This is a genomic window from Salinarimonas rosea DSM 21201, assembly GCF_000429045.1.
Lineage (GTDB): Bacteria > Pseudomonadota > Alphaproteobacteria > Rhizobiales > Beijerinckiaceae > Salinarimonas > Salinarimonas rosea.
Genome location: NZ_AUBC01000024.1, coordinates 56436 through 69875, shown reverse-complemented (window position 1 = coordinate 69875; position 13440 = coordinate 56436). Strand labels below are relative to the sequence as shown.

Here is a 13440-nt window from a genome sequence, read left to right as displayed (position 1 = left end):
GAAGGGGCTGGAAACGCGCGGCGAGCCCGCGTAAGTTCGCGGCGAACGACAGCGAAAAAATACGAACGGGCGCATAAGAACGACGGCAACGTCGTCGCCCCGCGAACCCGGAGGACGCCTCGTGAGCCGCTACACCCTCGCCATCGACCAGGGCACCACCTCGACCCGCGCCATCCTGTTCGACGACCACATGCGTGTCGCCGGCATCGCCCAGCGCGAGTTCGCGCAGCACTACCCGGCCTCCGGCTGGGTCGAGCACGAGCCGGACGATCTCTGGGAGACGAGCGTCGCCACCGTGCGCGAGGCGATGACCGGCAAGGGCGTCGGCCCCGGCGATATCGCCGCCATCGGCATCACCAACCAGCGCGAGACGGCGCTGGTCTGGGACCGCCGCACCGGCGAGCCGATCCACCGCGCCATCGTCTGGCAGGACCGGCGTACCGCCGCGTTCTGCTCGCGGCTGAAGGCGGAGGGGCGCGAGCCGCTGATCACGGCGAAGACCGGGCTCCTCGTCGACCCCTACTTCTCCGCCTCCAAGGTCGGCTGGATGCTCGACCAGGTGAAGGGCGCGCGCGCCCGCGCCGAGCGCGGGGAGCTCGCCTTCGGCACGGTGGACACGTATCTCCTGTGGCGCCTCACCGGTGGCCTGCACGTCACCGACGCGACCAACGCCGCGCGCACGCTGCTCTACGACATTCACGAGAACCGCTGGGACGACGAGCTGTGCGCCATCTTCGGCGTGCCCCGCGCGATGCTCCCGGAGGTGCGCGATTCGGCCGGCGACTTCGGCGAGACGCTGCCGGACCTGTTCGGCGCACCCATTCGCATCCGTGGCGTCGCCGGCGACCAGCAGGGTGCCACCATCGGCCAAGCCTGCTTCACCCCGGGCATGGTGAAGTCGACCTACGGCACCGGCTGCTTCGCCGTGCTCAACACCGGCGACACGCCGATCGCGTCGAGGTCGAAGCTGCTCACCACCATCGCCTACCGGCTCGACGGCAAGACCACCTACGCCCTCGAAGGCTCGATCTTCGTCGCGGGCGCCGCGGTGCAGTGGCTGCGCGACGGGCTCGGCATCATCGACGAGGCCGCGCAGAGCGGCCCGATGGCGGAAGGCGCCGACCCGACGCAGGACGTCTACCTCGTCCCCGCCTTCGTCGGGCTCGGCGCACCGCACTGGAACCCGGACGTGCGCGGCGCTCTCTTCGGGCTGACCCGCAACACCGGCCCGCGCGAGATCGCCCGCGCCGCGCTCGAGAGCGTCTGCTACCAGACCGCCGACCTGCTCGAGGCGATGCAGGCGGACTGGGCCGAGCACGCGCCCGCCGGCGGCGAGACCGTGCTGCGCGTCGACGGCGGCATGGTCGCCTCCGACTGGACGATGCAGCGCCTGGCCGACCTCCTCGCCGCCCCGGTTGACCGCCCGGAGGTGAAGGAGACGACCGCGCTCGGCTCGGCCTACCTCGCCGGCATGGATGTCGGCTTCTACCCGCCGCCCGAGCAGTTCGCGGACCGCTGGCGGCTCGAGCGCCGCTTCGAGCCCTCGATGTCGCCGGACGAGCGGGAGAAGAAGCTCTCCGGCTGGAAGGACGCCGTGCGCAAGCTCCTCGCCTGACGGGGGCAAGCGGGCGCGTTGACGCGCGCGCCCGCTTGCCCTAACCGCCGGGAGGTCGCGCGAGGCGGATCGCGCAGGCGCGGAGGAGCTCGATGACGAAAGCCCAGATCGCAGCGGTCCTCGAGACGATCGTCAAGCAGCAGCTCGACGATTGCGAGCGCGCGATCAAGGCCGGCCAGCGCACGATCGCGCTCAACGAGCTCGCCGACGCCGTCACCCAGCTCAAGCAGCTCGCCAAGATCGTCAAGAAGTCCTGACCGGCGGCGCCATGCGGGCACCGTGCTCGGGGGGACCGCCGGAGGCCGCGACCGCCGTCGCCGAGATCGTCCGGCCGACGGGGCGGATGCCGGCGCCACCCGACCTCTCACCTGCGCGCGACGCGGCCGATCGCGAGGCCGATCCCCGCCGCGAGCGCGGCCGTCGCGACGGCCGCGCCGATCCGCGCCTGCGGACCGGGCAGGCGGATCGCCGACGCCTTGGCCTCGCGCCCGAAGGGACCGCGCGTGCGGTGGAGATCGCGATCCGCCGGGCGCCAGAGGTTGCCCTCGGGCGAGACGGCCCGCCGGGTGCGACCCTCCCGCATCTGGCCCTCGACGGCGTTGGCGGCGAGGTAGCGATCGGCGAGCCCGGGCGCGAGGGCATTGCCGATGATCGCCGCCGCCGTGACGCCACCGAGCCACCAGGCGCGCTCGGGCGAGCGGATCGCGTGCACGATCGCGTCCGCCGCGGCCTCCGGCTCGTAGACCGGCCCCGACGGCCGCGGCGCCCGCGGCATGCGCGAGCGCGCCCATTCGAACTGAGGCGTGTTCACGCCCGGCAGGTGAACCTCCGTCACGGCGATGCCGACGCCGTCGTGGCGCAGCTCCGCGCGCAGCGAATCGGAGAAGCCGACGATGGCGTGCTTGGCGGCGCAATAGGCGCTCTGCAGCGGGATGCCGCGGTAGGCGAGCGCGGAGCCGACCTGCACGACGATACCGCGCCCGCGCGGGCGCATCGAGCGGAGCGCCGCGAGCGTGCCGTGGACGGCGCCGAGGTAGGTCACCTCCGTCACCCGGCGGTACTCGTCGGCCGTCATCTCGTGCACCGGCGAGAAGACCGTCACCATCGCGTCGTTGATCCAGACGTCGATCGGCCCGAAGGCCCGCTCCAGCGCGTCCGCCGCGCGGAAGACGCCGTCGGCGTCGGCGACGTCGCAGGGCAGCGCCAACGCCTCGCCGCCGCGGGCGCGGACCTCGCGGGCGACGTCGTCCAGCGCCTCGGCGCTTCGGGCGAGGAGCCCGATCCGCGCGCCCTCGTGCGCGAGCCGCAGCGCGGTGGCCCGCCCGATGCCGGCCGACGCGCCGGTCAGCATCACGACCCGTCCGCGCATGTCCTCGAGCCCGCCGCGCATGATGATCTCCCGTGTCCGCTCGCGGCAGCGCCCCGCGCGCCGCCTCGGTCCGGACAATGAGCGCGCCGCCACGGTCGTTCCGCGTCCCGCGCCTTCGAATCGCCGCCACTCCGTGGGAGGCAGCGTCGTGCACGAACGGGACACCCGTCGTTTCATCTTTTTAAATGACGGTGTGACACGCTGTGTTACAGTTCTGATTCTCGCAACGAGGTCCGAAGCGTTGCGATGCACGAAGCCCGTGCCTACGTGAGTGCGATGAAGAAGAACGACAAGACGTCCACCGCGCCGCGCAAGCAATGTGGCGCCCTGCCCTTCCGCCGCGACGATTCCGGGCGCATCGAGGTCTTGCTCGTCACATCGCGGGAGACGCGGCGCTGGGTGATTCCCAAGGGTTGGCCGATCCGCAAGCTACGGCCCAACGAAACCGCGGCGCGCGAGGCCTACGAGGAAGCCGGTCTCGCCGGCGATGTCTGGTCCGAACCTTACGGCGTCTTCACCTACGACAAGCGCCTCAAGTCGCGCAGCTTCGTGCCCTGCACGGTCGACGTCTTCCTGATGCGTGTCGACAAGGAGCAGAAGCGCTGGCCGGAGCGCGACGAGCGCGAGCGGCGCTGGTTCGACGCGCAGACCGCCGCCGAGCTGGTCGACGAGCCGGAGCTCTCCGACCTCATCGCCGCGCTGCCCGAGCGGCTCGATCTCTCGAAGGCGGAGCGCCCCCGCAAGGCCGCCGGCGGACGCCGCTGACGGCCCGCGCCCGATCCGCGCACCCGCGGAAACAGCCGGCGCGCCACCGGTTCCCACCCCGAACTCAAAACGGGAGAACCGACATGAGAACAACGGCCGCACGGCTCCTCGCCGCTCTCGCCCTCGCCACCTCGCTCGGCCTCGCCGGCGGCGCGCAGGCGATCACGAACACCCAGGACACGAACTACGATCGCGTCCAGCAGGACCAGGAGTTCTACTCCGTGTTCCGCTCCGGCGCCTGAACCGCGATCGGCGGGCGCCCGCGCCTCGGCGGGGCCCCGCGTTCACGAGCGCGTGATCGGGCGGGACGTGCGCGTGCCGGGACCCATAATGACGCCGGGCGTCGCTCGAACGCCGGCCATCTGGGAGTGCCCACGCCATGTCCGATCTCACCCGACGCGCGATGCTGGCCGCGCCGGCCTTCGCCGGCGCCGCCGTGGCCCTGACGACCGCGCGCGGAGCACGTGCACAGGGGACGGACGCCCCCGATGCGTCGATCCCCGTCTTCCGCTACCGCGTCGGCGACATCGAGGTCTTCCCCGTCTACGACGGCCTGCGGTCCTTCCCGCTCCAGGACGGCTTCGTCACGAACGCGTCGCTCGCCGATGTCCAGGCCGCCTTCGAGGCCGACATGCGGGCGGCGGACGCGATCGAGAACCCGTTCACCGCGACGCTCCTGCGCGTCGGCGGGCGCAACCTCCTCGTCGACACCGGCAACGGCCCGCAGGAAGGCGAGAGCCCGGTGGGGCGGCTCGTCGCCGGCCTGGCGGCGATCGGCGTCGCGCCGTCCGATATCGACGCGGTGGTGATCTCCCACTTCCACGGCGACCACATTTCCGGCCTGCGCGGCGCGGACGGCACGCCGATCTTTCCCAATGCCGAGACGCTGGTTCCGGAAGGCGAGGCGGCATACTGGCTCGACGAGGGGGAGATGTCCCGCGCGCCGGAGGGCCGCCGCGGCGGCTTCGAGCGGGCGCAGGCCATTTTCGCCGGCGAGGATCTCGGCATGCGCACCTACGCCGGCGGGGACGAGCTCGCCCCCGGCGTGGTCGCGGTCGACGCGCACGGCCACTCGCCCGGCCACATGGCCTTCCGCGTCCAGTCGGGCGGCCAGGGCCTGCTGCTGATCTCGGACGCCGCCCACCTGCCCTTCCTCTTCGTCGCGAACCCGGACTGGTCCGTGCGCTTCGACATGGACCCGCAGATGGCCCGCGAGACCCGTCGCCGCCTCCTCGACGAAGCCGCCGCCGACCGGCTGATGATCGCCGGCTACCATTGGGGCTTCCCGAACGTCGGCCACGTCCGGCAGGCGGGCACCGGCTTCGAGCTCGTGCGCCTCCCCTGGCCGGGCTGAGCCGGAACTCGGCCGTTGTGCCCGCGTTCGCTTTCCTTTGGCGGGGTTTCGGATGCCGAGGGAACGCACGCGGGCGCTCAGCGACGTGCTCGACCAGCTCGAGCGGACGGCTCACGACGACAGCATCACGATCGAGGAGGTGGTGGCGCACCTGGGCACGAAGTCCTTCGCGGCGCTGATGCTGGTCTTCTCGCTGATCTCGACCTCGCCTGCGAGCGCGATCCCGGGCATCACCGCGACCGTCGCGGTGATCGTCTTCATCCTCGCCGCCCAGATGATGCTCGGGCGAGATTGCGTCTGGCTGCCGGATTTCGTCACCCGGCGGCGGATGTCGACGCGCAAGCTCTGCAAGGGCGTCGCCTGGATGCGCCCGCCGGTGCGGTTCGTCGAGCGCTTCCTGGGCGCGCGTCTGACCTTCCTGCTCCACCGCCCCTGGCTCTACCTGCCGCTCACGCTGATCCTGGCGCTGACCCTGTTCATGCCCTTCATGGAGGTGGTCCCCACATCCGGGTCGATCGCGTCCGCCGTGATCGCGCTCTTCGCCGCGGGGCTCCTCGTGCGCGACGGCGCCCTCGTGGTCGTCTCGCTGGTGGCCCTCCTCGCCGTGCCGATCGCGGTGTGGCAGTTCGGCTTCGCCGGCTGAGCGCGCCCCCCGTCAACCCCGCGGCAGCCCTTCGATGGCCTCGGCGATGCGCCGCAGCTGGGGCGCGAGGGGGCTCGTGCGGCGCCAGACCATGCCGATCGTGCGCGTCGGCTTCGGGTCGTCGAAGGCGGTGACGCTGACGGGTGCCGAGCGCGTCTCGACCGGCACCGCCATCTCCGGGATGAGCGTGACGCCGATCCCCGCGCCGACCATCTGCACGAGCGTCGAGAGCGAGCTTCCATCCATCAGCTCGCGCGGGCGCGGTGCCTCGCGCCCGCAGAAGGAGAGCGCCTGCTCGCGGAAGCAATGGCCCTCCTCGAGCAGCAGGAGCCGCATGCGCGCGAGCGTGTCCGGCTCCGGGACCGGCTTGCCGGCGTCCTCGAGCGGGCGCACCAGGACGAAGCTCTCCGAGAACAGCGCCGTTTCCTCCAGGCTCGGCTCGGACACCGGCAGCGCCACGAGCGCGGCGTCCAGCCGCCGCTCGGAGAGCTCGCGGATCAGCGTCGGCGTGATCGATTCGCGGATGCGCACGTCGATGTCCTGGTAGAGCGCCGCGAGCCGCGAGACGATCCGCGGCAGCAGGTAGGGCGCCACGGTGGGGATGACGCCGAGCCGCAGCGGGCCGGCGAGGCCGTCGCGCTCGGTGCGTGCCAGCGCCTCGACCTCGTCGACGGCGCGCAGGATCTCCCGCACCCGCTCGCCGACGAGCTCGCCGAGGCCCGTCGGCGCGACCTTGCGCCCGCTGCGCTCGAGCAGCGAGGCGCCGAGCGTCTGCTCGAGCTCCTTGATCTGCATGGAGAGCGCCGGCTGCGAGATCGCGCAGGCCTCGGCGGCACGGCCGAAATGGCCGTGGCGGAGCACCGCATCGAAGTAGGCGAGCTGCCGCAGGGTGAGTGATGGCATCAGCCGGCCTTATCGTCGCGATCAGAAAATCCGACTTTACCTGATCGAGCGATTGGAACTATGTCAAGCCAGAGTGTTCCGCACGCAGACGTCGCACCTCGCGCCACCGGATTCCCCCGGCTGGATCGGCACGAGGGAGGGCCGTGCGATGCGTGCCGGCACGAACACAGGGTTGGACGACGGACCGGAGGACGAGATGGACGAGATCGGCAGCCTGACGAAGGGCGGATGCCCCGTCGCGCACGGCGTGCGCAAGGTCGGCAACCGCGACTGGTGGCCCAACCAGCTGAACCTGAAGATCCTGCATCAGCACACGGCCCTCTCCAACCCGATGGGGTCGGGCTTCGACTATGCCGCCGAGTTCGGCAAGCTCGACCTGCAGGCGGTGAAGAACGACATCTACGCCCTGATGAAGACCTCGCAGGACTGGTGGCCGGCGGATTACGGCCATTACGGACCGCTCTTCATCCGCATGGCCTGGCACTCGGCGGGCACCTACCGCACGGCGGACGGCCGCGGCGGCGGCGCGTCGGGCACCCAGCGCTTCGCCCCGCTCAACTCCTGGCCGGACAACACCAACCTCGACAAGGCCCGCTTCCTGCTGTGGCCGGTCAAGCGCAAGTACGGCCGCCGCCTGTCGTGGGCGGACCTGATGATCCTCGCGGGCAATTGCGCGCTCGAGGACATGGGCCTGAAGACGTTCGGCTTCGGCGGTGGACGCGTCGACGTGTGGGAGCCCGAGGAGGACATCTACTGGGGCTCGGAGTCCGAGTGGCTCGGGGACATGCGCTACACGGGCGAGCGTGAGCTCGAGCGCCCGCTCGCCGCGGTGCAGATGGGCCTCATCTACGTCAACCCGGAGGGCCCCAACGGCAACCCGGACCCGGTGGCGTCCGGCCGCGACATCCGCGAGACCTTCGGGCGCATGGCGATGAACGACGAGGAGACCGTCGCCCTCGTCGCCGGCGGCCACACCTTCGGCAAGTCTCACGGCGCGGCGCCCGCGACGCACCTCGCCCGCGAGCCTGAGGCCGCGGACGTCGAGCTGATGGGGCTCGGCTGGAAGAACTCCTACGAGAGCGGCCGCGGCGTCCACACCATCACGAGCGGCATCGAGGGTCCCTGGACCCCGAACCCGATCAAGTGGGACATGGGCTATTTCGACGTCCTGTTCGGCTACGAGTGGGAGCTCGTGAAGAGCCCCGCCGGCGCCTGGCAGTGGGCGGCGAAGGACCTCGCCGAGAAGGACCACGCCCCGCAGGTCGACGGCTCGGGCGCGCGCGTGCCGCTGATGATGACCACGGCCGACATGGCCATGCGCATGGACCCGATCTACGAGAAGATCTCCCGGCACTTCCACCAGAACCCGGAGGCGTTCGCCGACGCCTTCGCCCGCGCCTGGTTCAAGCTGACCCACCGCGACATGGGCCCGCGCGAGCTCTACCTCGGCCCGGAGGTCCCCGCCGAGGTGCTGGTCTGGCAGGACCCGCTGCCGGCGCGCGACTACGCCCTCGTCGGTGAGGACGACGTCGCCGCGCTCAAGCGGACGATCCTGGCGTCGGGGCTCTCGACGGCGGATCTGGTCTTCGTGGCCTGGGCCTCGGCCTTCTCCTACCGCGGCTCGGACAAGCGCGGCGGCGCCAACGGCGCGCGCATCCGCCTCGCCCCGCAGAAGGACTGGGAGGCCAACGAGCCGGCTCGCCTGCAGACGGTGCTCTCCGTGCTCGAGCGCATCAAGGCGGAGTTCGACGCCTCGCGCACCGACGGCAAGAAGGTCTCGCTCGCCGACCTGATCGTGCTCGCCGGCACGGCCGCCGTCGAGAAGGCGGCGCGCGACGCCGGCCACCTCGTCGAGGTGCCCTTCGCCCCCGGCCGCGTGGACGCGACGCAGGAGCAGACCGACGTCGACTCCTTCGCCGTGATGGAGCCCGAGGCCGACGGCTTCCGCAACTTCACCAAGGGCGCCTACACGCTCTCGCCGGAGGAGATGCTCGTCGACCGCGCGCAGCTTCTCGGCCTGAGCGCGCCGGAGATGACCGTCCTCGTCGGCGGCCTGCGCGTGCTCGGCGCCAACCACGGCGGCGCGGCGCACGGCGTCCTCACGGAGCGTCCCGGCACGCTGACGAACGACTTCTTCGTCAACCTGCTCGACCTCGGCACCGAGTGGGCGCCGGCGAACGAGGCGAAGACGCTCTACCAGGGCCGCGACCGCACCACCGGCGCGCCGAAGTGGACCGGTACCCGCGTCGACCTCGTCTTCGGCTCGAACTCGCAGCTGCGCGCGCTGTGCGAGGTCTATGCCTGCGACGACGCGACCGACGTGTTCGTGCACGACTTCGTCGAGGCGTGGACGAAGGTGATGAACGCCGATCGCGTCGATCTGGCGTGAGGCACGAGACGGCGGACGGGTGCGCTGCGGCGCACCCGTCCGCCCCTGTCGACGTCTCCGCGACGTCGCTCAATCGCAGCCGTTGTGCCGACGCCACATCGCGGCGTCATGCCCCTCCGGAACCGCGGCGCAGGGGTCGCTCCCATAGCCCCGCGCGGCCGCGTAGGCGGCGATCTGGTCCGCCGTGAGCAGCGGCGGCGTCGAGAGGTGCCGCGACAGGTGGACGAAGCGCAGGTCCGCGCGCGCGGCCTCGGCATCCGCGACGAGCCCGCGCAGGGTCCCCACGTCGAGACCGCCCGCGCGGAACGCGGCCTCGATCGCCGCCTCGGCCGCGATCAGGCGCTCGCCCGCCGCGCGCGCCTCGCTGCGCATCTGCGCATGAATCGCCTCGATCGCCGCGACCTGCTCCGCCGTGAGGCCGATCGCGTCCTTCAGCTCGAGCAGATGGGCGGGGCCCGGGACGCCGTTGAGCTCCGCTGCGAGCGCGAGGCCCCAGCCGCCCCCGCGGCGCAGCTCGTCGAGGTCCTCCTGCGACAGGCTCTTGATCGCCCGGCGCTCCGCCCCGGCATAGGGCGAGGGGCTCGCGTGCTGCGCCATCGCCGAGGCGGACAGCGTGAGGAGGATGGCGGCGGCGAGGCCGGGCAGGACGGCATGGCGGATCATGAGGTGCTCCCTGTCGATGCCACCCCGTAGCGCGCTGCGCGCGGGCGCCATATGATCGCGATCATGCCAGATCCGATCGCGCGCCTCTTCGCGACCGCACCCGTCCGCACCCTCGAGCCGGGCGCCAGCCTGTTTCGCGCCGACGATCCCGTCACGCACGTGTTCCAGGTGCGGAGCGGCGAGGTGATGCTCGTCCGCCATGCCGGATCGGGGACCCGCATGATCCTGCACCGCGTGTCCGCCGGCGGGATCGTCGCCGAGGCGTCCGCCTGGTCGGCACGCTATCACTGCGACGCGGTCGCGGGCGGGGGCGCGCGCGTCGCGACGCTCCCGAGGCCGGCGTTCCGCGCGGCGCTCGCGCACGACCCTGGGCTCGCGGAGCACTGGGCCGGCGAGCTCGCCCGCGCGGTACAGGCGGCGCGGTTGCGCGCGGAGATCCGCTCGCTGCGCACCGTGGCGGAGCGCCTGGACGCCTGGCTGGCCGACGGACGCACCTTGCCGCCGCGCGGCGCCTGGCAGGATCTCGCCGCCGAGATCGGCGTGACGCGCGAGGCGCTCTACCGCGCGCTGGCGGGGCGCAGAAGCGAGCGGCGCTCGGCGTCCCCGGCTCAGCGCGACGGGTCGGACAGCGACTCCACCTCGCCGCGCGCCGGGTAGTCCTTGGCGAGGACGAAGTCGATCGCCCCGATCACGTCGGACAGGTGCGGGCGGGCGAAGGGCATCGTCTGCACAGCACCGAAATAGAGCGTCCCGTCGGCCCGCACGAGGTAGAGCGCGGGCTCGCTGAAGAGCGCCGGCTCCTCGATTCCCGCAGACGTCGTGCCCCGCCCGGTCGAGACGTAGAGGCCCCAGCGCCGGGCCGTCTCGAGATCGAGGCCGTAGGCGACCCGGAGCGCGGACAGGCCCCATTCGGGCTTGGTCCGCTCCCCGCGCTCCTCGTCGTCCGACGAGACGGCGACCACGCCGACCCCGCGCTCGGCGAAGGCGCCGAGCTGACGTTCCAGCTCGCGCAGCTGCACCTTGCAGATCGGGCAGTGCAGCCCGCGATAGAACACGAGCAGCGTGAAGTGCCGGGGCGCCTCCTCGGCGATGTCGAAGCGCCCGCCGCCGGCGAGCGGCAGCTGCAAGGGGGGAACCGGTCTACGCGGGGTCAAGGGACGGATGTCGGGCATGGGATCGCCTCTCGCTCGGGACGAGCCGGTTATGGCGCGCGCCCGGCGACGGCGCACCCCATCGCGCGATCACATGGCCGTGCGGCGGGCGTGAACGTCGCACGGCCCGCGGGTTCCCTCACCGGAACAGCAGCACCGGCACGAGGTTCGTGCGCATCATCTCCGTCGTGGTCGAGCCGATGAAGAGGTTGCGCAGGCGGGTGTGGCCGTAGGCGCCCATGACGAGGAGGTCGATCCCCAGGCGCTCCACGTGCGCCGCGATCACCTCGTGCGGCGTGCCCGCCTCGAGATGCGTCTCGACCGCGGCCCCGCCCGCCCCGATCTGAGCGGCCGCCGCGTCGAGCCGCCGGCGCGCCTCGGCGTCCACTGCGCCGGCCGTCACGATGTGGATCGCGAGCCCGGCGAAGAGCGGCGAGCGGGAAACGTGGTCCACGGCCTTCAGGGCGCTCGGCCCGCCGTCGAAGGCGACGAGCACGCGGTCGATCTGCCGGAAGCCGCGCGAGGCGACGAGGACGGGCTTGTGTGCCGCGCGCACCAGGCGCTCGAGGTTCGAGCCCAGATGCAGGCGCGCGAAATCCGCCGCCTCTCCGCGCTTGCCCACGACGATCATGTCCGCGCCCGCCTCGCGGGCGGCGACCTCGTCGAGGAGGTCGCCGTGGCGAAGCGTCGTCTCGACCGCGCCGACGCCGGCGTCGCGCACACGCGCGCGCGCCTCGTCCATGACGATGCGCGCCTTGTCGAGCAGCAGCCGCGCGCGCTGGGCGTCCACCTCCGCGAGCTGCTCCAGCACGTGGACGCGCGCGTCCGCCGGCAGGCTGCCGCTGAGGTCCGTGCTCGACACGTCGCGGCGGCCGAGGACCTGGAGGAGCTCGACCGAGGCCCCGAGCCGCGCGGCCGCCCAGGCGGCGTGATCCGCGACGGAATGGGAGTAGATCGAGCCGTCGATGCAGGCGACGAGATGAGGCATGGTCCCTTCCCCTCAGTGCTCCAGGAGCTTGTCGAGCGCCCCCGGCTTGTCGTGGATCGCGAGCCTGTCGACGATCGTCTCGCTCGCCTCGTTGAGGCCCACGATCTCGACCGCGGCTCCCTCGCGACGGAACTTGAGTACCACCGTATCGAGCGCCGATACGCTGGAAATATCCCAGATGTGCGCCCGCGAGACGTCGATCACGACCCGGTCGAGCGCCTCCTTGAAGTCGAAGGAGGCCGCGAACGCGTCGGCGGAGGCGAAGAAGAGCTGGCCCTCCACGACGTAGGTCCGTGCGGTGCGGGCGTCGTCGAGCGAGGAGGTCACGCGGAAGAGCTGCGCGATCTTCCAGGCGAAGAAGATGCCCGACAGGAGGACGCCGAGCAGCACGCCGATCGCGAGGTTGTGGGTGAGCACGACGCCGGCGACGGTGGCGAGCATCACCACGCTCGACGAGCGGGGATGCGTGCGCAGGTTGGCGAGCGAGGACCACGAGAAGGTCCCGACCGAGACCATGATCATGATGGCGACGAGGGCCGGCATCGGGATGTCGGCGACGAGGCCGCCGAGCGCGACGATCATGATCAGCAGGAACACGCCCGCCGAGAACGACGACAGCCGCCCGCGCCCGCCGGATTTCACGTTGATCACCGACTGCCCGATCATGGCGCAGCCCGCCATGCCGCCGATGAAGCCGGTGGCGGTGTTGGCGATGCCCTGAGCGACGCATTCCTGGCGCTTGTCGCTGGGCGTATCCGTCAGCTCGTCGACGATCTGCGCCGTCATCAGCGATTCGAGCAGGCCCACCGCCGCCACCGCAGCGGAGTACGGCAGGACGATCATCAGCGTCTCGAAGGTGAACGGGATGTCCGGGATCAGGAATACCGGAAGCGCGGAGGGCAGCTCGCCCATGTCGCCGACGGTGCGCACGTCGAGGCCGAGCGCCCAGACGGCGAGCGTCACGACCACGATGCACACGAGCGGCGCGGGCACGACGGTCGTGATCCGAGGCAGGCCGTAGAGCACGACGAGGCCCGCCGCGACGAGCGCGTAGGTGATCCAGGTCACGCCGATCAGCTCGGGCAGCTGCGCCATGAAGATGAGGATCGCCAGCGCGTTGACGAAGCCCGTCATCACCGACCGCGAGACGAAGCGCATCAGCTGCGCGATCCCCGCCCAGCCCGCGACGATCTGGATGAGCCCCGCGAGCACGGTCGCCGCGAGGAGGTACTCGAGCCCGTGGTCGCGCACGAGCCCGACCATGAGGACTGCGGTGGCCGCCGTCGCCGCCGAGATCATCCCCGGCCGCCCGCCGACGATCGCCGTGATGACGGCGATCGAGAACGAGGCGTAGAGGCCGACCTTCGGGTCGACGCCGGCGATGATGGAGAAGGCGATCGCCTCGGGGATCAGGGCCAGCGCCACGACGAGCCCGGCGAGGAGATCGGCGCGGACGTTGCCGAGCCAGTCGGCGCGCAGGCGCCCGGGGGAGAAGGTCTTCATCGGAAAATCGCTTTCGTCGCCGCGCGGACGGGCGGGGCACGGCTGATCGAGGGATTGACGCGGGGGTGGGCGAAGAGGCGTGGCCGCGAACGCCGGC

At 71.8% G+C, this 13440-nt stretch carries 14 protein-coding genes; 8 read left to right on the top strand and 6 right to left on the bottom strand.

The genetic code is table 11. From position 1 onward, the window contains the following. Window positions 1–121 precede the first annotated feature (121 nt). Together glpK and G407_RS32170 are read left to right on the top strand one after the other, a co-directional pair. On the top strand, window positions 122–1615 hold the full coding sequence (gene glpK, locus G407_RS0117090) for a glycerol kinase GlpK (RefSeq protein WP_029031800.1): 1494 nt from the start codon (window positions 122–124) through the stop codon (window positions 1613–1615). Window positions 1616–1707: 92 nt separating this feature from the next. Further along, on the top strand, window positions 1708–1872 hold the full coding sequence (locus G407_RS32170; RefSeq protein ID WP_169728801.1) for a hypothetical protein: 165 nt from the start codon (window positions 1708–1710) through the stop codon (window positions 1870–1872). 107 nt (window positions 1873–1979) lie between these two features. Here the strand turns inward: G407_RS32170 and G407_RS0117080 are convergent, their stop codons facing one another. Beyond that, window positions 1980–3005, bottom strand: a complete 1026-nt coding sequence (locus G407_RS0117080; protein ID WP_029031799.1) for an SDR family oxidoreductase — start codon at window positions 3003–3005, stop codon at window positions 1980–1982. A 225-nt stretch (window positions 3006–3230) separates the two neighbouring features. Here G407_RS0117080 and G407_RS28325 point away from each other — a divergent pair, with 225 nt between their 5' ends. From G407_RS28325 to G407_RS0117060, 4 genes are all read left to right on the top strand, one after another. After that, a complete protein-coding gene (locus G407_RS28325) occupies window positions 3231–3749 on the top strand; it encodes an NUDIX hydrolase (RefSeq protein WP_245259117.1) in 519 nt (172 codons plus the stop codon). An 83-nt stretch (window positions 3750–3832) separates the two neighbouring features. After that, window positions 3833–3991, top strand: a complete 159-nt coding sequence (locus G407_RS31835; RefSeq protein ID WP_156917619.1) for a hypothetical protein — start codon at window positions 3833–3835, stop codon at window positions 3989–3991. A gap of 137 nt (window positions 3992–4128) precedes the next feature. Continuing rightward, complete coding sequence (locus tag G407_RS0117065; RefSeq protein ID WP_029031798.1) at window positions 4129–5103, top strand: MBL fold metallo-hydrolase; 975 nt, start codon at window positions 4129–4131, stop codon at window positions 5101–5103. Window positions 5104–5155: 52 nt separating this feature from the next. Next, window positions 5156–5746: an exopolysaccharide biosynthesis protein gene (locus G407_RS0117060; protein ID WP_029031797.1), complete on the top strand. Its 591-nt coding sequence runs from the start codon at window positions 5156–5158 to the stop codon at window positions 5744–5746. A 12-nt stretch (window positions 5747–5758) separates the two neighbouring features. On the opposite strand, the gene G407_RS28320 is transcribed toward G407_RS0117060, so the two are convergent. After that, window positions 5759–6649 carry a hydrogen peroxide-inducible genes activator gene (locus G407_RS28320; protein WP_043540059.1) on the bottom strand — a complete coding sequence of 297 codons (891 nt, stop codon included), beginning with the start codon at window positions 6647–6649 and terminating at the stop codon, window positions 5759–5761. 196 nt (window positions 6650–6845) lie between these two features. On the opposite strand from G407_RS28320, the gene katG reads away from it, so the two are divergent. Next, window positions 6846–9038 carry a catalase/peroxidase HPI gene (gene katG, locus G407_RS0117050; protein ID WP_029031796.1) on the top strand — a complete coding sequence of 731 codons (2193 nt, stop codon included), beginning with the start codon at window positions 6846–6848 and terminating at the stop codon, window positions 9036–9038. Between the two features lie 69 nt (window positions 9039–9107). Here katG and G407_RS28315 read toward each other — a convergent pair whose 3' ends face one another. Continuing rightward, window positions 9108–9701 (bottom strand): hypothetical protein, encoded by a 594-nt coding sequence (locus G407_RS28315; protein WP_210163128.1) that lies wholly within the window; start codon window positions 9699–9701, stop codon window positions 9108–9110. Window positions 9702–9764: 63 nt separating this feature from the next. Here G407_RS28315 and G407_RS28310 point away from each other — a divergent pair, with 63 nt between their 5' ends. Then, window positions 9765–10358: a Crp/Fnr family transcriptional regulator gene (locus G407_RS28310; RefSeq protein ID WP_169728800.1), complete on the top strand. Its 594-nt coding sequence runs from the start codon at window positions 9765–9767 to the stop codon at window positions 10356–10358. On the opposite strand, the gene G407_RS0117035 is transcribed toward G407_RS28310, so the two are convergent. The 3 genes from G407_RS0117035 to G407_RS0117025 all read right to left on the bottom strand — a co-directional run bounded on the left by G407_RS0117035 (window position 10310) and on the right by G407_RS0117025 (window position 13343). Beyond that, on the bottom strand, window positions 10310–10873 hold the full coding sequence (locus G407_RS0117035; RefSeq protein ID WP_029031795.1) for a peroxiredoxin-like family protein: 564 nt from the start codon (window positions 10871–10873) through the stop codon (window positions 10310–10312). The two genes, G407_RS28310 and G407_RS0117035, sit on opposite strands and share 49 nt — an antisense overlap. 118 nt (window positions 10874–10991) lie before the next feature. Continuing rightward, entirely contained in the window at window positions 10992–11840 is an 849-nt protein-coding gene (locus G407_RS0117030) for a universal stress protein (protein WP_029031794.1), read from the bottom strand. A 12-nt stretch (window positions 11841–11852) separates the two neighbouring features. Then, window positions 11853–13343, bottom strand: coding sequence for a SulP family inorganic anion transporter (locus tag G407_RS0117025; RefSeq protein ID WP_029031793.1), 1491 nt, complete (start codon window positions 13341–13343; stop codon window positions 11853–11855). Window positions 13344–13440 lie beyond the last annotated feature (97 nt).

Bases quoted from the DNA above. Each gene is read 5' to 3' on its own strand.
- G407_RS0117025 (WP_029031793.1), bottom strand. From the start codon at position 13,343: ATGAAGACCTTCTCCCCCGGGCGCCTGCGCGCCGACTGGCTCGGCAAC.
- G407_RS0117030 (WP_029031794.1), bottom strand. From the start codon at position 11,840: ATGCCTCATCTCGTCGCCTGCATCGACGGCTCGATCTACTCCCATTCC.
- G407_RS0117080 (WP_029031799.1), bottom strand. From the start codon at position 3,005: ATGCGCGGCGGGCTCGAGGACATGCGCGGACGGGTCGTGATGCTGACC.
- G407_RS28310 (WP_169728800.1), top strand. From the start codon at position 9,765: ATGCCAGATCCGATCGCGCGCCTCTTCGCGACCGCACCCGTCCGCACC.
- G407_RS0117035 (WP_029031795.1), bottom strand. From the start codon at position 10,873: ATGCCCGACATCCGTCCCTTGACCCCGCGTAGACCGGTTCCCCCCTTG.
- G407_RS28320 (WP_043540059.1), bottom strand. From the start codon at position 6,649: ATGCCATCACTCACCCTGCGGCAGCTCGCCTACTTCGATGCGGTGCTC.
- G407_RS28315 (WP_210163128.1), bottom strand. From the start codon at position 9,701: ATGATCCGCCATGCCGTCCTGCCCGGCCTCGCCGCCGCCATCCTCCTC.
- katG (WP_029031796.1), top strand. From the start codon at position 6,846: ATGGACGAGATCGGCAGCCTGACGAAGGGCGGATGCCCCGTCGCGCAC.
- G407_RS0117065 (WP_029031798.1), top strand. From the start codon at position 4,129: ATGTCCGATCTCACCCGACGCGCGATGCTGGCCGCGCCGGCCTTCGCC.
- G407_RS31835 (WP_156917619.1), top strand. From the start codon at position 3,833: ATGAGAACAACGGCCGCACGGCTCCTCGCCGCTCTCGCCCTCGCCACC.
- G407_RS28325 (WP_245259117.1), top strand. From the start codon at position 3,231: ATGCACGAAGCCCGTGCCTACGTGAGTGCGATGAAGAAGAACGACAAG.
- G407_RS0117060 (WP_029031797.1), top strand. From the start codon at position 5,156: ATGCCGAGGGAACGCACGCGGGCGCTCAGCGACGTGCTCGACCAGCTC.
- G407_RS32170 (WP_169728801.1), top strand. From the start codon at position 1,708: ATGACGAAAGCCCAGATCGCAGCGGTCCTCGAGACGATCGTCAAGCAG.